This is a genomic window from Streptomyces sp. NPDC102514 (assembly GCF_055584525.1).
In genome coordinates, this window is the sequence record NZ_JBVJLW010000003.1 from 543,360 (window position 1) to 560,555 (window position 17,196).

General features: G+C 70.5%; 16 protein-coding genes. 11 read left to right on the top strand and 5 right to left on the bottom strand.

Annotated elements, in window-relative coordinates:
• Positions 1-20: 20 nt before the first annotated feature.
• Positions 21-1,817 (bottom strand): thiamine pyrophosphate-binding protein, encoded by a 1,797-nt coding sequence (locus tag ACZ60E_RS10575; protein ID WP_469439420.1) that lies wholly within the window; start codon positions 1,815-1,817, stop codon positions 21-23.
• Entirely contained in the window at positions 1,814-3,319 is a 1,506-nt protein-coding gene (locus tag ACZ60E_RS10580; protein ID WP_469439421.1) for an aldehyde dehydrogenase family protein, read from the bottom strand. The genes ACZ60E_RS10575 and ACZ60E_RS10580 overlap by 4 nt, the downstream gene beginning before the upstream one ends.
• A gap of 129 nt (positions 3,320-3,448) precedes the next feature.
• Here ACZ60E_RS10580 and ACZ60E_RS10585 point away from each other — a divergent pair, with 129 nt between their 5' ends.
• The 8 genes from ACZ60E_RS10585 (at position 3,449) to ACZ60E_RS10620 (ending at position 12,389) form a co-directional block, all read left to right on the top strand.
• A complete protein-coding gene (locus tag ACZ60E_RS10585) occupies positions 3,449-4,234 on the top strand; it encodes an IclR family transcriptional regulator (protein WP_469439422.1) in 786 nt (261 codons plus the stop codon).
• A gap of 108 nt (positions 4,235-4,342) precedes the next feature.
• Positions 4,343-5,545, top strand: a complete 1,203-nt coding sequence (locus tag ACZ60E_RS10590) for a CaiB/BaiF CoA transferase family protein (RefSeq protein ID WP_469439424.1) — start codon at positions 4,343-4,345, stop codon at positions 5,543-5,545.
• A complete protein-coding gene (locus tag ACZ60E_RS10595) occupies positions 5,542-6,408 on the top strand; it encodes a citryl-CoA lyase (protein ID WP_469439426.1) in 867 nt (288 codons plus the stop codon). The genes ACZ60E_RS10590 and ACZ60E_RS10595 overlap by 4 nt, the downstream gene beginning before the upstream one ends.
• A gap of 347 nt (positions 6,409-6,755) precedes the next feature.
• Entirely contained in the window at positions 6,756-8,903 is a 2,148-nt protein-coding gene (locus tag ACZ60E_RS10600) for an outer membrane protein assembly factor BamB family protein (protein WP_469439428.1), read from the top strand.
• A 98-nt stretch (positions 8,904-9,001) separates the two neighbouring features.
• Positions 9,002-9,979, top strand: a complete 978-nt coding sequence (locus tag ACZ60E_RS10605; protein WP_469439430.1) for a ThuA domain-containing protein — start codon at positions 9,002-9,004, stop codon at positions 9,977-9,979.
• Positions 9,980-10,058: 79 nt separating this feature from the next.
• A complete protein-coding gene (locus ACZ60E_RS10610; protein WP_469439432.1) occupies positions 10,059-11,252 on the top strand; it encodes an acyl-CoA dehydrogenase family protein in 1,194 nt (397 codons plus the stop codon).
• Positions 11,253-11,346: 94 nt separating this feature from the next.
• Positions 11,347-11,841 (top strand): GNAT family N-acetyltransferase, encoded by a 495-nt coding sequence (locus ACZ60E_RS10615; protein ID WP_469439433.1) that lies wholly within the window; start codon positions 11,347-11,349, stop codon positions 11,839-11,841.
• 38 nt (positions 11,842-11,879) lie between these two features.
• Positions 11,880-12,389 carry an SRPBCC family protein gene (locus ACZ60E_RS10620; protein ID WP_469439435.1) on the top strand — a complete coding sequence of 170 codons (510 nt, stop codon included), beginning with the start codon at positions 11,880-11,882 and terminating at the stop codon, positions 12,387-12,389.
• A 6-nt stretch (positions 12,390-12,395) separates the two neighbouring features.
• On the opposite strand, the gene ACZ60E_RS10625 is transcribed toward ACZ60E_RS10620, so the two are convergent.
• Positions 12,396-12,932, bottom strand: a complete 537-nt coding sequence (locus tag ACZ60E_RS10625; RefSeq protein WP_469439437.1) for a DUF6328 family protein — start codon at positions 12,930-12,932, stop codon at positions 12,396-12,398.
• A 227-nt stretch (positions 12,933-13,159) separates the two neighbouring features.
• Here ACZ60E_RS10625 and ACZ60E_RS10630 point away from each other — a divergent pair, with 227 nt between their 5' ends.
• On the top strand, positions 13,160-13,585 hold the full coding sequence (locus tag ACZ60E_RS10630) for an SRPBCC family protein (protein ID WP_385831180.1): 426 nt from the start codon (positions 13,160-13,162) through the stop codon (positions 13,583-13,585).
• Between the two features lie 45 nt (positions 13,586-13,630).
• On the opposite strand, the gene ACZ60E_RS10635 is transcribed toward ACZ60E_RS10630, so the two are convergent.
• A complete protein-coding gene (locus ACZ60E_RS10635) occupies positions 13,631-14,704 on the bottom strand; it encodes an alkene reductase (RefSeq protein WP_469439439.1) in 1,074 nt (357 codons plus the stop codon).
• A gap of 129 nt (positions 14,705-14,833) precedes the next feature.
• On the opposite strand from ACZ60E_RS10635, the gene ACZ60E_RS10640 reads away from it, so the two are divergent.
• Positions 14,834-15,217 (top strand): MerR family transcriptional regulator, encoded by a 384-nt coding sequence (locus ACZ60E_RS10640; RefSeq protein ID WP_384804353.1) that lies wholly within the window; start codon positions 14,834-14,836, stop codon positions 15,215-15,217.
• Between the two features lie 87 nt (positions 15,218-15,304).
• Here ACZ60E_RS10640 and ACZ60E_RS10645 read toward each other — a convergent pair whose 3' ends face one another.
• On the bottom strand, positions 15,305-16,201 hold the full coding sequence (locus ACZ60E_RS10645) for an alpha/beta hydrolase family protein (protein ID WP_469439441.1): 897 nt from the start codon (positions 16,199-16,201) through the stop codon (positions 15,305-15,307).
• Between the two features lie 325 nt (positions 16,202-16,526).
• Here ACZ60E_RS10645 and ACZ60E_RS10650 point away from each other — a divergent pair, with 325 nt between their 5' ends.
• Positions 16,527-17,117 carry a TetR/AcrR family transcriptional regulator gene (locus ACZ60E_RS10650; protein ID WP_469439443.1) on the top strand — a complete coding sequence of 197 codons (591 nt, stop codon included), beginning with the start codon at positions 16,527-16,529 and terminating at the stop codon, positions 17,115-17,117.
• Positions 17,118-17,196 lie beyond the last annotated feature (79 nt).

The window sequence follows — 17,196 nt, forward strand, 5'->3', positions numbered from 1 at the left end:
AGGACGGGGTCGGGGGGCGGTCAGTCGGCGAAGGACCCGCGGTAGATGTCCTTGATGTTCCAGTGGCCGGGCGTCGGCACCGGTTCGTTGACCATCGGTACGTCGATGACGGCGGGCCTGCGCCGGGCGACCGCGTCGGCGAGGGCCTTGGAGAGGTCGGCGGGAGCGGTGACCGTGTGTCCGTCGGCGCCGCAGGACCGTCCGAAGGCCGCGAAGTCCGGGCTGTAGGGCCGGCCCTCGGCATCGGTGAACTCGCAGCCGTAGGACCGGCCGAACGACGAGGCCTGGAGGTCGGCGATGGTGCCGTGGGCCCGGTTGTTCATCACCACGAAGACGACGGGCAGGCCCTGTTCGACGGCCATCGGCACCGCGGGCAGCTGCGCGCTCATCCCGCCGTCGCCGATCAGCGCGACCACCACGCGGTCCGGCTGGGCCAGTTGCACGCCGACCGCCGCAGCCGGTCCGAAGCCCATGGTGGAGGCTCCGCCGGGGGTGATGAAGCGCCCGCCGTCGGGGAGTTCGTAGCACTGGGCGACGCCGTTCTTGTTCCACCCGACGTCGGTGACGAGCACCGCGTCGTCGGGGAGCGCGTCGCGCAGGTCGGCGAGGATGCGCTGCGGGCGCAGGGGGAAGGTGTCGCTGCGGCCGTCCTCCCGGGCGGTGTCGAAGACGGCCCGGCGGGCGGCGGCGACGGTCTCGCGCAGTCCTTCCCGTACGAAGGGCTCCGGCCTCGCGGACCGCACCGCGGCCCCTATGGCTCGTACCGCGTCGCCGACATCGGCGACCGCCCCGATCTCGACGGGATAGTTGCGGCCGATCTCGGCGGGGTCGATGTCGATCTGGATGAGCCTGCTCGGCGGAGCGCTCTTGTCGCCGGCCGGACTGTGCCCGTCCTCGGACGAGCCGCGCCGGTCGCCGAAGGTCCAGGTGTACGCCGGGTCCCACGAGCTGGCGTCGGTCTCCGCGAACCGGGTGGCCAGCGCGAGGACCACATCGGCGCCCCTGGTGTACTCATGGGTGGTCTCCAGGCCCCAGAATCCGGGCATGCCGAGCAGCAGGGGGTGGCTGTCGGGCAGCACGCCCTTGCCCATCAGGGAGTGGGCGAGGGGGATGTCGAGGTGCTCCGCGAGGGTGGAGAGGGCCTGGCGCGCGGCCGGTTTGCGCAGCCCGCCACCGAAGTAGATCAGCGGGCGTTCGGCGGCCAGCAGTGTCCGGGCGATGCGCTCGGCGGTGTCCCGGTCGAGCCCGGGGAGCGCGGCGCCCCTGGGCAGCGGGTGGCTGTCGGCGTACTCCTCGACCTGTCGGCTCAGCAGGTCCATGGGGATGTTGACGAGCACGGCCCCGGGCCGGCCGGAGGTCGCGGTCCAGAAGGCCCGCTCGGTCGTACGGGCCAGGTCCTGGACGCGGCGTACATGCCAGGCGCGTTTGGTGAGGGGCCGGTAGATGGCGGCCTGGTCGGCGTCCGCGTGGAGGTTGACCTCCTGGTGCGGGTGGCGGCCGGAGTAGTAGGAGGGGATGTCGCCGGAGATGACGATCAGCGGGATCGAGTCGAGTGCGGCGGTGGCCACCCCGGTGACGGCGTTCATCATGCCGGGGCCGACGTGCGTGAGCAGGACTCCGGGTTTCCCGGAGGCACGGGCGTAGCCGTCGGCGGCGTGTGCGGCGGCCTGCTCGTGGCGGGCGATCACGAAGTGGATCGGACTCGGGCCGAGCGCGTCCAGCAGGGCGATGTTGGTGTGGCCGCAGGTGCCGAAGACGTACTCGACTCCGTACGACTCCAGTTGGGCGACCAGGGATTCGGCGGCGGTCACGGTCATGCGGTGCTCTCTCCGTCGATGGACGTCGTGTCGCCCCAGACGGACAGGCCGCGGAGCATGAGGGTCTTGACGACCGTGTAGTCGTCGATCATCGAGCGGGGTGTCTCGCGGCCGAAGCCGGAGTCCTTGACCCCGCCGAAGGGGATGTGGTCGAGGCGGTGGTTGGAAGTCCCGCCGACGATCAGCGCGCCGGTCTCCAGTTCGCGCCAGGCGGTGACGACACGGCCCAGGTCACGGGTGAACAGCCCCGCCTGCAGGCCGTAGCGACTGGCGTTGCAGCTGTCGAGGACCGCACCGAAGTCGTCGTACGGGAGCACGGCGACCAGTGCCCCGAAGACCTCGTGGACCACGACCGAGGAGTCCGGCGCGGGCTCCGCCACGACGGTGGGCGCGGCGGTGGCGCCGTCCCGGGTGCCGCCGCGCAGCACGCGGGCGCCGGAGGCGACGGCCTCGGCGGACCAGCGCACCACGCGTTCGGCGGCCTCCTCGTCGACCATCGAGCCCACGTCGGTGGCCGGGTCGAGCGGATCGCCGACCTTCAGGGTGTCGACGGCGGCCGTGAACGCGTCGAGGAACGTGGCGTAGCGGGAGCGGTGGACGTAGACGCGCTGGACGGAGATGCAGCTCTGGCCGGAGTTGCTGTATCCGGTGCGGGCGCACTCCTTCGCGGCCTGCCCGATGTCGGCGTCCTCGCAGACGATCGTGGCTGCGTTCCCGCCGAGTTCGAGGACCAGTCGTTTGGCGCCGGCAGCGCGGGCGACGGCCCGGCCGGTCTCCGCGCTGCCGGTGAAGCTGATGACGGCCACCTCGTCGGCCGCGCACAGCATCGCGCCCACCTCGCCGCCGCCGTGCAGCAACTGCACGCCCTGCGGGGGCATACCGGATTCCAGGAGGAGTGCCACGATCGCTGCGGTGGAGGCCGGTGCCTGGGGCGGGGCCTTGACGAGGGTGGTGTTGCCCGCGGCGAAGGACGCGCCGAGTTTGTGCGCGAGGAGGTTCGCGGGAGCGTTGAAGGGGGTGATGGCGAGGGCGACCCCGGCCGGGGCACGGTAGGTGAAGGCGGTGTTGCCGACGCCGCGTGCCCAGCCCGCGACGGGCAGGGTCTCACCGCCGATGTGCCGCGCCTCCGAGGCGCACACGGCGAAGGTGTCCGCGACCCGGTCGATCTCACCGAGCCCGTCCTTGACCGGTTTCCCCAGTTCCAGGGCGAGAAGGCGGGCCAGCCCCTCGCGGTGGGCGGACGCGGCGCGGGATGCTCGGTCCAGGACATCGGCGCGCAGAGCGGGGGCGAGCCCGGCCACCGTACGGGCCGAGGAGCGGGCCCAGGCGAGGGCGTGGGAGATCTCGTCACCGGTCACCGTCGAGGTCCGGCTGACGACGCGGCGCAGATACGGGCCTGTTCGGGTCGACACGGGTCCGCCGCCACCCCATTGGCCGGCGACGTAGGGAGGCGCCTCGGCCACCGCCGCGTCCCTGCCGGCTTTGAGAAGGGAATCGAGCATGAGATCTCCCAGGAAACCGCTCAGTGGTACTGGTGGACTGCTCTGTGGGTCGGCGTGTAACGTACGGGCGCCAACTCGCGGTGACAAGAGGGCCGTTCGAGGAAGTTTCGAAGCAGAGGGGGAAGGCGCGTGAGCGGGACCGACCATGAGGGGGCGGCGGCCGAGGCGACCGGGGTGCGCAGTGTGCGCAGGGCTCTGGACATCCTGGGACTGCTGACCGAGGATCAGCCGACGGTCACGCTGAGGGAGATCGTCGACGCCACCGGGCTGGCCAAGACCACGGTGGTCCGCATGGTGCAGACCCTTGAGCAGTGCGGTCTGCTCTGGGACACCCCGGCCGGCTACACCGCGGGTCCGGGCCTGTGGCGCTGGGCCCATCTCGCGCACACCAGCTGGGAACTGCCCCGCGAGACCCGCAAGTTGATGCGCGAACTGGCCGAGGAGCAGCAGGAGACGGTCAATCTCTTCATGCTGCGCGGCCTGTCCCGCGTCTGCGTGGCCCAGCAGGAGAGCCCGCAGCCGTTGCGTCATGTCGTACGGGTCGGCGACGAACTCCCGCTGTGGGCAGGTGCCTCGTCGAAGATTCTGTTGCGGACGGCTCCCGATGCCCTGCTGCGCCGGATCGCCGCGGGCTCGCCGCACGGCGAGGGGCATGCCAGGCAGTTGCGGGTGTGGGCGGATCTGGCGGCGGAGCGGGGCTTCGCGGTCAGCCGGGGCGAGCGCGACGAGGGGCTGACGGCCGTCGCCGTACCCGTCGTGGGGCGCGGCGGGGCCTTGGTCGCCTCGCTCTCGCTCAGCGGGCCCAGCCACCGCTTCCCCGAGTCCGTCGTCGAGCGGTTCGCCACCGCGCTCACCGAGGTCGCCCGGCGGATGTCGGAGCAGGGCTTCGACCATCCGCTCAGCCCGGCGAAGTGAACCGCCGACTCACAGAACCCGCTGAACCCGCGCGAACCGCTGGACCTGCCTGACTGCCTGACCCGCTGGACCCGCTCGAACCGCTGTGACCGCAGAAGGAGCCGGTGCATGCCCGAACGACCGCTCTCAGGAATCCGCGTACTCGATCTCACCAATGTGCTCGCAGGGCCGTACTGCAGTTACCACCTCATGCTTCTCGGCGCCGAGGTCGTCAAGGTCGAACAGCCGGGCAGGGGCGACCTCGCACGGAGTCTCGGCCCCGATCCGGAGCTGAACCGGTCCGGTATCGGCGCGTCCTTCCTCGCCCAGAACGCGGGCAAGAAATCCCTCGTCCTCGACCTCAAGGACCCCGCCGACCGGGCCGACTTCGAGGAACTGCTGTGCGGCGCGGACGTCCTCCTGGAGAACTTCCGGGCCGGAGTACTGGCCCGGATGGGGTACGGGGCCGACCGGCTGCGGGAGCTGAACCCACGGCTGGTCAGCTGTGCGATCACCGGCTTCGGACAGTCGGGTCCGATGAGTGCCGCTCCCGCCTACGACCAGATCATCCAAGGGCTTTCGGGGATGATGAGCATCACCGGCACGACCGACACCGCCCCGCTCAGGGTGGGCTTCCCCGTGTGCGACTCGCTCGGCGGTCTCGGCGCGGCCCTCGCGATCAGCGCGGCCCTGGTCGGACGGGAGAGGACCGGACAGGGGGCCCGGCTGGACGTGTCCATGCTGGAGGTCTCCCTCTCCGCGATGGGCTGGGCGGTCTCCAACTACCTGGTCAGCGGGGTGGATCCGGAGCCGATGGGCGACCAGAACGCCACCGCGGCACCTTCCGGGACCTTCGAGACCGCCGACGGGGGCCTGAACATCGCGGCAAACCGGCAGGAGCAGTTCGTCACGCTCTGCCGTCTCGCCGGGCTGCCCCAGCTGATCGACGATCCGAGGTTCGCCGAGCGGGAGGCGCGGAAACGGCACCGCGCGGAACTCAACTCCGAACTCAACGCGGCCCTGCGCCGGAAGACCGCCCTGGAATGGGAGGCCATGCTGTCCGCGGCCGGGGTCCCGGCGGCCCGCGTCCTGACCGTCCCGGAGGCCGTCGAGCTGGAACAGCTGACGCATCGCGGCTTCTTCACGGACCTGCCCTATCCGGACGGCTCGGGCCGCACGCTGAGGGTCAGCGGCAACGGTGTACAGGTGGACGGCGAGGCGCTGTCGCCGGACACCCCGCCTCCGCTGCTCGACCAGCACGGCGAGGAACGGGCACGGCTGATCGCCCGCTGGCGGGCACACCGCCACGCCGCCGAGGCCCGGGCGTCATGACGGCGGCCGGGCCGCAGGACGGTCTGGTCGCGCAGTGGTGGGCCACCGCCGTCAGCCGGGTCGAGCCCGGCATCGTCGAACTGCGCGAGCATCCGGTCCAGGACCTGATCGGCCACGCGACCTTCGTCGAGACGATCTGGCTGATGCTGCGCGGCGAACTCCCGCGCGCCGAGCAGGCCGGGCTCCTGGAAGCGGCCCTGGTGGCCGGCGTCGACCACGGCACGCAGGCGCCCTCGATCGCCGCCGCCCGCATGGCCGCCACCTGCGGGGTGGGGCTCAACAGTGCCGTGGCCACCGGCGTGAACATGCTCGGCGATGTCCACGGCGGGGCCGGTCAGCAGTGCGTGGAGTTGCTGAGCGAGATCGTCGAACGGCACGGCCGGGGTGGCGCGCGGCCCGCCCGTCGGTCCGGGCAGCCCGCCGGGGACGCGGAGTTCGAGTTCGCCGTCGCGGAGGTGGTCGGCGAGTGGCGGGCCCGCTCGCGCTATCTGCCGGGCTTCGGGCACCGTTTCCACCCCCGCGATCCGCGCCGCGACCCGCTGCTCGCGCTGGTGGACCGGGCCGTGGCGGACGGCCTGGTGGAGGGCGCCCATCTGCGGGCGGCCCGTGCGGTGGAGGAACTGCTCAACCGCGGGCGCGAGGGCAAGAGGCCCGTTCCCATGAACATCGACGGCGCCACGGCCGTCATCTACGCCGAGCTGGGCTTCGCCGCACCTCTGGCCCGCGGTCTGTTCGTGCTCAGCCGCAGTGTCGGCATCCTGGCGCACGCCTGGGAGGAGACAGGGCAGGGGCGCCGCAACAAGAGTCCCATGCCGCCCTCCATGGTGCCGGTCCATCTGACGGCACCAACAGCGCGCCCCTAGGGCCTGTCTGACAATTCCCGTCGTCGCCCGGAGGGCGGCCGGGCGGCGTCAGGTGCGTGCTCTCGCCGTGCCGGGCGCAGGGCCTCGTACTGGACGTACTTGGCTCTGTGCCCGGTGCGGCGAGAGTGCGTGCATGGCGTCGCCCGGCAGACGGGAATGGTCAGACAGGCCCTAGCGCCTGGTTGACCCGCACGTTCACTTTCGTGGCTCGAAAATCCCCTGTCGCGTGTCTTGTCATGGACGCATGGCCGTCCCTAACGTGACCTCCCATCACGCGAACCCATTCTGTGGCTTGCACGAACCATCTAGCGGACCTTGATCGAACCGAGAATCGAGGGAACTGAACGATGGAAAGACGGACCTTCCTCCTGACGGCCGCGGCGGGCAGCGCGGTCGGCGCCTCCACTGCGGCGTCCACCGCGAACGCGGGCCCGGACCTCGCGCTCCCGGTCCCCCGGCAGTCCGCCGCCCTCGGCACCACCGGCGCCGACTGGCCCAAGGTGGGCGGCGACTACGGCAACCAGAACCACTCCACGCTCCAGGACATCACCCCGGGAAACGTCAAGCGGCTCGGCGGGGCCTGGCACATCAACCTGGAGGGCGGCTCCACCGGCGCGTACCAGCAGTGCACGATCGTCGTGCGGGACGGTGTGCTGTACGTCGAGACCACCCAGCAGAACGTCTTCGCGATCGACGGCAGGACCGGCGAGGTGATCTGGAGGACCGGCCTCGGCACCGAGACCACCAACATGCGGGGCGTCGCCGTCGCCGAGGGCAAGGTCTTCACCATCTCCGGCGCGAACATCGTGTACGCCCTGGACCGGCGGACCGGCGCGATCGTCTGGCAGAAGCCGCTGATCGTGGACGACAACGGCGGCGACGACGGCTGCGACAACGACAGCGGCCAGTGCGGCGGCAACAGCGGCGGCCTCGCGGGCGCGGTCGTGCACTGGGACGGCCTGGTCTACATCGGCACGGAGGGCTCGACCGCCGGCGCCCGCGGACGCGGCTACGCGCTGGACGCCCGGACCGGCGCTGTCGTATGGACGTTCTGGGGGCCGCCGGGACCCGGCGAGTACGGACACGACACCTGGGAGGGCGACTCCTGGAAGACCGGCGGCGCGGTCCCCTGGATCCACCCGGCCGTGGACCCCGAACTCGGCCTGGTCTATTGGACGTTCGGCAATCCCTACCCCCGCACGGACGGGTCCTCGCGCGGCGGCGACAACCTCTTCGCCAACTCGATCGTCGCCATCGACGCCAAGACCGGCGAACGGCGCTGGCACTTCCAGTCGGTCCACCACGACATCTGGGACGCCGACAACGTCATGGCACCGGTACTGGCCGACCTGCTCGTCGACGGCAGGAAACGCAAGGTCGTCGTCTACGGCTCGAAGACCTGCTGGTACTACGTCCTCGACCGCCGTACGGGTGAGGCCGTGCACGGCATGGAGGAACGGCCGGTCCCCCAGCACACCCTGCAGAAGACGTCCCCCACCCAGCCCTTCCCCGGCGGCGAACCGTTCGTCTCCCCCTACCCGGGGCTGAACAAGACGACCCGGCCCGTCCCCTTCTATCCGACGGGCGGCCTGTACGAGGTGTTCTGGGACCGGGCCACCATCCTCTTCCCGGGAGCGGGCGGCGGCGCCGACTGGGGCTTCCCCTCCTTCAGCCCCCGGACCGGATACGTCTACGTCGGCTACGGGCTCGTCAACTCCTCCTACTCCAACACCCGCGGCGGCCGGGTCAACACGGCCCGGCCCCTCGGCGAGCTGTTCGGCGGCGGTCTGGTCGCGATGGACCCGCGCACCAACACGGTCGCCTGGCGCAAGGAGGGCCCTTGGTCGCTGGCGCACGGCAACGGCATCCTCACCACCGCCGGCCGCGTCCTCTTCCAGGGCCGCCCGGACGGTGTCCTCGAAGCGATGGACGACACCGACGGGAAGACGCTGTGGACGTGGCAGTGCGGCGCCGGGGTCAACACCGTCCCCGTCTCGTACGAGATCGACGGCGAGCAGTACGTCGCCGTGCTGGCCGGAGGCAACGGCCTCCCCTTCCCCGACATCCCGCGGGGCGACCACCTCTGGGCGTTCAAGCTCGGCGGCAAGGTGGGCCAGGCCCCCGCGCCCACTCCCCCGTCCCGCCGCAACCAGATCCGTACCGCCGCCGTGACCGGGGCGACGGCACACGACACCGTCACGCTCGGCCGCGTCTGGAACACCTCCACGGGCGCGCCCGGAACAGCCGAGAACACGGTCGCCCAGAACGCCATGGCACCCCAGCACCTGACGGTCCCGGCCGGCACCGCCGTCACCTTCACCAACCCCGCCGACAACGCGCAGGCCCATGGGGCGGTCGCGTTCTTCGACGCGGAGTTCGACACCGGGCTGCTGATGCCGGGCCAGTCGTACACGTACACCTTCGGCAGGCGCGGCGAGTACTTCTACAACGACCCGGCCTTCCCCCAGTCCACCGGCAAGATCGTCGTCCAGTGAATCGCCTTTCAGCGCAACGCCGTTCAGCGAATCGCCGTCCCGGGAGAGGGCCGGTCACCACGACATCCGGCGCACGCGCGGCGCGTACGACCGTGTCCGTGGTCGCCGCCGTCAGTGCCACGCTCCTCATCGCGCTGGCCGCCTTCCTCGGCCTTCAGCAGCAGGGGGACGCGCGGGGCGAGGGCGCATCGACGGGTGGCCAACATGCACAGGCCGCCGAGGAGTTGGGCAGTCCGGAATACGGTGTCTGCCGTGGCACGAGCGCCAAGTGCTACCACGACTGGGGCAACTTCTCCCCGGCCGCCGACGGCTACCGCGTACTCCTCTACACCCGGACCGCCGGGCCCCGGCACGCCAACCTCGGCCCCGCGCTCGGCGCCGGACTCAACCCTGCTCTCGCCGACACCAATGTCGTCCAGAACGCCCTGGTCGAGATGGGCAGGGAGCACGGCTTCACCGTCGACTGGACCGAGGACGTCACCCAACTCGCCACGCCCGCCCGGCTCTTCCGGTACAACGCCGTCGTCTTCTACTCCACCAGCCGCGACGCCCTCGACGACGCCGCGCAGACCTCCCTGCGCCAGTACATCCGCGGCGGCGGTGGTTTCGCCGGCATCCACAACGCGTTCGGCACGGAGTACAACTGGCCCTGGTACGAGGGCCTGCTGGGCGGCGCCAACTTCTACGACCACGGCCCGGCGCAACCGGGCAAGGTCGTCGTGCAGAACCGGCGCGACTCCTCCACCGCCGGGCTGCCGGCCCGCTGGGACTTCTCCGACGAGTGGTACAACCTCGTCCCGGCCCCTTCGAAGGTCCGTGTCCTGGCCACCGTCGACGAGTCCACGCTGGCCGAAGGCGTCACGGGCAATCAGGGGCACCCCGGCCATGGCAGGGACCATCCGGTCGCCTGGTGCCAGTACTACGACGGCGGGCGGGCCTGGCTCACCACCCTCGGCCATGACGCCGCGGCCTTCTCGACGGACGGTTCGTTCCCCGGCTCCGATCACTTCCAGCGCCTCCTCCTCGGGGGCATCGAGTCCGCCATGGGCAGGGAGCCGTTCTGCCGGACGGGCTGACTCACTCCTGCGCGGTACGGGTTGACCCATTCGCCGAATTCCCGTGCATCCTGCAAGGAAAGCGTGGAAGAAGGCGAAGATGAGATCTTCCATGGATGACGGGATCGTTGCCGACTTCTACGACTTCGAGGGCGCGCTGTCGGACGAGGAACGCAAGATCCTGCTGAAGACACGCGCGTTCATGCACGACGAGGTCAAGCCGCTGGTGAACGAGAACTGGGCCGCGGGCACCTTTCCCCCGGAGCTGATCACCAAGTTCCGGGAGAGCGGTCTGGTGGGGCTGTCGTACGAGGGCTACGGCGAGCACCGCCCCGCGGTGAGCCATCTGCTGACCGGGATGATGGCGCTGGAGATGAGCCGGGTGGACGCGTCGGTCGCCACGTTCTTCGGCGTCCACACCGGCCTGGCCATGTACTCCGTCCACGCCGGTGGCAGCCAGGAGCAACGGGACCGCTGGCTGCCCGGCATGGCCGCCATGGACACGATCGGGGCCTTCGCCCTGACGGAACCGCTCGACGGATCCGACGTGGCTGCCGGTATGGGCACCACGGCCGAGCGGCAGGGCGACACCTGGGTCCTCAACGGCGCCAAGCGCTGGATCGGCAACGCCACCTTCGCCGACCATGTCGTGGTCTGGGCGAGGGATCTCGCGGACGAGCAGGTCAAGGGATTCATGGTCGGCAAAGGCACGCCGGGCTTCGCCACGGAGAAGATCGCGAACAAGATCTCCCTGCGCATTGTCGAGAACGCCGACATCACGCTGACCGACGTCAGGGTGCCGGAGGCCGACCGGCTCCAGAACGTCGAGTCCTTCCGCGACGTCGCGGAGGTCCTGCGTGCCACCCGCAGCGGGGTCGCCTGGCAGGCGCTGGGGGTGATGATCGGCGCGTACGAACTGGCGCTCGCCTATGCCACCGAGCGCGAGCAGTTCGGCCGGCCGCTCGCCGGTTTCCAGCTCGTGCAGGATCTGCTGGTCAAGAGCCTCGGCAACATCACCGCCTGCTGGGGCATGCTGCTGCAGCTCGCGCGGCTGCAGGACTCGGGTGTGTTCAAGGACCAGCACTCGTCGCTGGCCAAGGCCCATGTCACGGCACGTATGCGCGAGGTCGTGGGCTGGGCCCGGGAGATCTTCGGCGGCAACGGGATCGTGCTGGACTACGACGTGGCCCGCTTCTTCTCGGACGCGGAAGCCATCTACTCCTTCGAGGGGACCAGGGAGATGAACACGCTCATCGTGGGCAAGGCGGTCACCGGCGAGAGCGCGTTCGTCTGAGGCGTGCCGTTCCGGGGCCGGGTGCCCTGAGGACCGCCCGGCGTCCCGGGGCCCGGTGTGAGGACGACGATCTCCTGCCTGTGATACTCGCCTGATGAACCGGAGCATTACGGGCAGGAGCGGATCGGTCTCGGTACGCCGGGCCACCGCGCGGGACGCCAAACGGCTCACGCGGCTCGTGCGCGGTTCACGCGCCTACGAGGGCCAGTACGCGGCGATGGTGGCCGGCTACCGGGTCGGCCCTGACTACATCGAGACCCACCGCGTGTTCGTGGCCGTCACCGCCGCGGAGGGACACGAGGGCCAGGTGCTCGGGTTCTACTCGCTCGTCCTCGCCCCGCCGGAACTGGACCTGATGTTCGTCGCCGATCAGGCGCAGGGGCGCGGGGTGGGACGGCTGCTCGTGGCACACATGAAGTCCGAGGCACGGGCGGCCGGGCTCGACCGGGTCCGCGTGGTGTCGCATCCTCCCGCCGAGGGTTTCTACCGCAGCGTGGGCGCGGTGCACGTCGGGACCGCGTCGGCGACGCCGCCCGCGGTCGTGTGGGACCGGCCCGAGCTGGAGTTCCTTATTCCTACTTACCAGTAGACTCTCCGGTAACTTCTGCGCCCACGGAGAGAGTGCCCATGCCCCGCACGTTCACCGTCACTCGTAGCATCCTGGTCGAGACGTCACCGTCGGCGGTGTACGACCAGGTCAGCCGACTTTCACAGATGGGTCGCTGGAGCCCCGAGAACCTCGGCGCGACCGTCCCGGGCGGGGACGCGCCGGCCCGGGTCGGCATGGTCTTCGAGGGGCACAACAAACGTCGCGGCTTCCGCTGGACGACCCGCTGCACGGTCACCGCGGCGGATGCAGGCAGCCGCCTCGCCTTCCGCGTCCACGCGATCGGGTTCCGGCGTCCGCGCCTCAAGGCGCCCATCGCCACATGGGAGTACCGGTTCGAGGCGGAGGGCGGCGGCACCCGGGTGACGGAGACCTGGACCGACGACCGGCGCTCGTGGCCCACCCTCGTGGCCAACACCTTCGACCGCGTGGCCACCGGCGGCAAGACCTTCGCGGTCTTCCAGGTCGGCAACATCGACAGAACCCTGCGCAACCTCAAGCGGGAGCTGGAAGCGCCGGCCCATCCCTGAGGGGCCTCAGGCGTTCTCGTCGCGTGCGGCGCGGTGGCGCAGCCAGAGGGGCAGTGCGTACCAGCACAGGGCGAAGTACAGCATCACCCCGGCGACGAGGAACTCCGCTATGAGACCCGGTAGGACGACGCGCAGGATGAGCAGCAGCGTCGCGCCGATGGTGAGGGCGAGCAGGACCATTCCGAACATCATCAGCCGGTGGGCGGTCTCCACCAGCTCGTCCTTCATCCGCTGGCCGACCAGGAAGCGGTGGATCGAGACCGGGGCGATGAGGGAACCGGTGGCCGCCGCGCCGAGGACGACCGTGACGACGTAGATCGTCCGGTCGATGGTCCCGAGGTCCCGGAACCCGGGGGTGAAGGCCACGCTGAGCAGGAAGCCGAAGAGGATCTGTACGCCGGTCTGGGCGACCCGGGTCTCCTGGAGGATCTCGTTCCAGCGACGGTTCGCCTGCTCTCTCGGCGCCTCCGAATTCTCCTGCGTGTCCCCGGCTTCCGGGACCTCGGAGGCGATCGTGGGGGCGGGCGGGTCCGTCACGGCCATGATGTCCTCCACGGGTACGGGTACGGATACGGGTACGGGCACAGGCGATGGGCGCGAGTGCAGGTTCGGGTTACGGGCCGTGTGCGGCACGTCGGAGAATGCCGCATACCCCGTACGGCCTGCGTCAAGCCCGGTCACCCTTCGCGTGTGGGAGGGGTGCGTGCGGGTAACCGGGCCCTGCCGATCCACCCGGTTCGGCGCCCGACCGACCACGAAAGGCGGCCCCCGTGTCCGCATCCCTGGTGGAGACCGTCGACATCCAAGCCCCCGTTTCCGTCACCTGGGCCCTGTGGAGCGATGTGACGAGGTGGCCGTCCTTCCTCAGTCACGTACGGCTGGTGGAACCCCTGGACGAACGGCGTTTCGCCTGGCAGCTGTCCCTGCCCGGCGCGGACAAGAACTTCGTCGCCGAGCTGGCCGAGGTGATCCCCGAGGAGCGGATCGCCTGGCACACCGTCGAGGGCGTGCACCACGCGGGAGTGGTGACTTTTCACCGTCTCGACGACACGTCGAGCCGCGTCACCCTGCAGATCGAGTACGACCCGAAGGGTTTCGTCGAGCGCCTGGGCGCCCTGACCAATCTGGACTCGGCGCTCGCCAACTACGACCTCGGCGAGTTCCAGAAACTCGCCGAGACCGCCGCGTCGGCCTGACTCCCCCGCCGCCCTCCCCTCGGCCCGGCGTTCCGCCGGCCGGGGTCAGGCGCTGTACTGGTGGGCCGGGTAGGTCAGGTATCCGGCGTCGCCGCCCTGGTAGTAGGTCGCCTCGTCGACGGGCGCGATGGGGACACCCGTGCGCAGGCGTTCCACCAGGTCGGGGTTGGCGATGAAGGCGCGGCCGAAGCTGATGAGGTCCGCGCCCAGGCCGAGCCAGTGGTCGGCGTCCGACCGGCCGGTCTGCTTGGGCCCCATGGGGAGGACCGGGTTCATGACGAGCGTGCCGGGCCAGGCGCGGCGCAGCGCCACCAGCACCTCCTCCTCCGCGGTCGCCTCGATGTGCACGTACGCCACGTCCAGCCGCGCCAACTCGCCGAGCAGAGCGGTGTAGAGGTCGATGACCTCCGTCTCCTCCACTCCCCAGAAGGTCCCGCCCGGCGAGAGCCGGATGCCGGTGCGCGCCGCCCCGACGGCCTCGACGGTCTCGGACACCGCCTCGACGGCGAACCTGATGCGGTGGGCCACGGAACCGCCGTAGCCGTCCGTCCGCAGGTTGGCGTTGGCGGAGAGGAACTGGGAGATCAGGTAGCCGTTGGCGCCGTGCAGTTCCACGCCGTCGAATCCCGCGTCCACGGCCCGGCGGGCCGCGTCACCGTAGGAGCGGGCGTGCTCCGCAATCTCCGAGGTCTCCAGTGCGCGGGGCACGGGCGCGGGCTGGGGCCCGGTCGGCGTGAACACGTCACCGACCGCGGCCACGGCCGACGGTCCGACCGGCCGCGTACCCGTGGTGTCGGGGTGCGAGACGCGTCCGCCGTGCATGAGCTGGGCGAAGATCCGTCCGCCGTTGGCGTGCACGGCATCCGTCACGGGCCGCCACGACGCCTGCTGCTCATCGGTGTGCAGGCCCGGCGTACCCGGGTTGGACTGCCCGATCAGACTGGGCTGGACACCCTCGGTCACGATCAGTCCGGCGCTCGCCCGCTGAGCGTAGTAGGTGGCCATCGACGGCGTGGCCAGACCGCCGGCCGCGGCCCTCACCCGGGTCATCGGGGCCATCACCACACGGTTGGGCAGCGTCAGGGCACCGAGGTCGTAACGCTGGAACAGGCTGGTCACTTGTGACTCCTTCGCGATCCGTGGCCCGGGTACCGGGCACAGCGGTTACGCTAAAACCTGACATTGACGTCAGGGGCAAGTTCTGTGACCCAGGTAACAGCGGCACACGGGGAGAGCGGGGAGAAGCACATGCGTATCGGAGAGCTGGCCGAACGGGCCGGAGTCAGTGTCCGGTCGTTGCGCTACTACGAGGAACAGAAGCTGCTGACCAGCACCCGCAGTGCGAGTGGCCAGCGGCACTACACGGACGACGAGATCGAACGTGTCAGGTTCATCCAGAACCTCTACGCGGCCGGCCTGTCCAGCCGGACCATCGCCGAGCTGCTGCCCTGCGTCGACTCACCCAGCGAGGAGAACTCGGACGCCGCCCTCGACCGCATGGGCCAGGAACGCGACCGGCTCACCACGCACATCGCGGAACTCGTCCAGACCCGCGACGCCCTCGACCAGTTGATGACGTCGGCGCGGGCACACCGCGACCAGCTCCAGGCGGCTGCGGCGGCCTGCGTCTGACGGTTGCGCGCGCCTGCACGGCTGGGCACGCCTGCACGCATAGGCAGGCTTGCGCGCCTGCACGTACAAGCGCGCCCGCGCGGAACGTCACTTGGATTCGATCCGGCCCAGTGCGGCGGAGTCGCTGGGGTCGGCACCTTCCGAGAGCGCCTTCCGCGCCGCCGCCCAGCTGTCGTCCTCGATGCCGAGCGCATGGCGGAGGAAGGCCCAGGTGACCCACTGCACCAGGGCGACGCGTTCGGGGTTCTCGTCCGTCGTCTCCCGGACCTCGTAACCGGCGATCCCGCCGAGCGAGTGCTCCGCCCCGAACAGGGTGAGCAGACTCTTGTCACCCGGGCTCAGGAAGTACGGGTCGGCGAGCCACTCCGGCCCCCGGACGGACAGCGGGGAGTCGTCCCGGTCCCCTGCGACCACGAGGGCCGGTACGGTCATGTTCGCGAAACTCGGGTTCATGAAGGGGAAGTTCTCGGCCGCGAACGGCGTCAGGTCGGCTCCGCCCTTCCCCGCCGTGGCGAGCAGCACGCCCGCCTTGATCCGCGCGTCGGAGAGGTCCGCTTCCTCTCCTCTCACCGGATCCAGGACCCGCAGCCCCAGAAGATTGCCCGCGGTCTGACCGCCGAAGGAATGTCCGGCGGCGGCGATACGGGTCCGGTCGAGACGGCCGCCGAGACCGGGAACGGCCGCTTCCAGCAGATCGAGCCGGTCGAGAACCCGCTTCACGTCCTCGACGCGGTGGCGCCAGATCCGCGGCGTACGCGGATCGTCCTGGGCGAGACCCACCGTGCGGGAGTCGAGGTGGGTGGGCTGGACGACGACGAAGCCATGAGCGGCCCAGAAGTCGGCCAGGGGGCCGTAGCCGTCGAGCGACGACCCGAAGCCGTGCGAGAGGACGACGATCGGCAGCCCGCTCCCGGTCACCGGCGCGGAGACCCTCACCTGGAGGTCCTGGCCACGGCCGGGCGCTTCCAGCACCACCGGCTTCACCGAGACGACGGGGGTGGGTGCGGTTCGGGGCGCGAATGCCGGTGCGGGTGCGGGTGCATGTACCGGTGCGTGTGTCGGTGGGGATTCCGCTGCCGATACGGCTGCGGTTGCCGCGCTTGCGGGAGTTGATGCGGTCACGGGGATCTTCCTCTTCCGGCCGTCCGAGGTGCTGACTCTGCGCGGTTGGTCACCGGCTCCCCCACCTGCCATGATGGGGAAACGGGACACTGTCCCGCATTGAGATCGAACATACGGGACACTGTCCCGTTTAGTAAAGTCGGCAGCGACAGCCGACAGTGATGCCAACAGCGACAGGGACTATGTGGTGAGCGGAAGCGATCAGGGTGCGGGACGTACGGCCCGCCCCAAACGTGCGGACGCGCGCCGCAACAAGGAGGTCCTCCTGGACGCGGCCGCCGCGGTCTTCGTCGCCTCGGGCGTCGAGGCGCCGATTCGTGACATCGCGGCCGAGGCAGGCGTCGGGACAGCCACGATCTACCGCCACTTCCCGACCCGGGCGGACCTCATCGTCGCCGTCTACCGGCATCAGGTGGAGGCCCTGGCCGAGGCCGGTCCCACGCTGCTGGCGTCAGGCGCGGATCCGTACGGCGCACTGGCGCAGTGGATCGACCTGTTCGTCGACTTCGTGGTCACCAAACAGGGGCTCGCCTCCGTGCTGCAGTCCGACGACCCCTGCTTCGACCCCCTGCACTCCTACTTCCTTGAGCGCCTCGTGCCCGTGTGCGCCGAACTGCTCGACGCGGCAGCCGCGTCGAGGCAGATCGATCCCGGCATGGATCCGTACGCACTCATGCGCGGCGTCGGCGGACTCTGCGCCGGCGCGGGCAACAACCCCCGCTACGACGCACGCCGACTGGTGGGGATCCTCGTCGCGGGCCTGCGCAGCCGGCCTTGAGAGGTGGCCGATTGCCGTCGGGTGACTGCCGGTCGGTGGCCGCCGACCATCAGTCGGCGGTTGGCTCGAAAGCGTTGTC

Excerpts from the sequence above, each read along its gene's own strand:
- ACZ60E_RS10640 (WP_384804353.1), top strand. The coding sequence starts at position 14,834 with ATGCGTATCGGAGAGCTGGCCGAACGGGCCGGAGTCAGTGTCCGGTCG.
- ACZ60E_RS10610 (WP_469439432.1), top strand. The coding sequence starts at position 10,059 with ATGAGATCTTCCATGGATGACGGGATCGTTGCCGACTTCTACGACTTC.
- ACZ60E_RS10620 (WP_469439435.1), top strand. The coding sequence starts at position 11,880 with ATGCCCCGCACGTTCACCGTCACTCGTAGCATCCTGGTCGAGACGTCA.
- ACZ60E_RS10595 (WP_469439426.1), top strand. The coding sequence starts at position 5,542 with ATGACGGCGGCCGGGCCGCAGGACGGTCTGGTCGCGCAGTGGTGGGCC.
- ACZ60E_RS10600 (WP_469439428.1), top strand. The coding sequence starts at position 6,756 with ATGGAAAGACGGACCTTCCTCCTGACGGCCGCGGCGGGCAGCGCGGTC.
- ACZ60E_RS10615 (WP_469439433.1), top strand. The coding sequence starts at position 11,347 with ATGAACCGGAGCATTACGGGCAGGAGCGGATCGGTCTCGGTACGCCGG.
- ACZ60E_RS10590 (WP_469439424.1), top strand. The coding sequence starts at position 4,343 with ATGCCCGAACGACCGCTCTCAGGAATCCGCGTACTCGATCTCACCAAT.
- ACZ60E_RS10575 (WP_469439420.1), bottom strand. The coding sequence starts at position 1,817 with ATGACCGTGACCGCCGCCGAATCCCTGGTCGCCCAACTGGAGTCGTAC.
- ACZ60E_RS10625 (WP_469439437.1), bottom strand. The coding sequence starts at position 12,932 with ATGGCCGTGACGGACCCGCCCGCCCCCACGATCGCCTCCGAGGTCCCG.
- ACZ60E_RS10580 (WP_469439421.1), bottom strand. The coding sequence starts at position 3,319 with ATGCTCGATTCCCTTCTCAAAGCCGGCAGGGACGCGGCGGTGGCCGAG.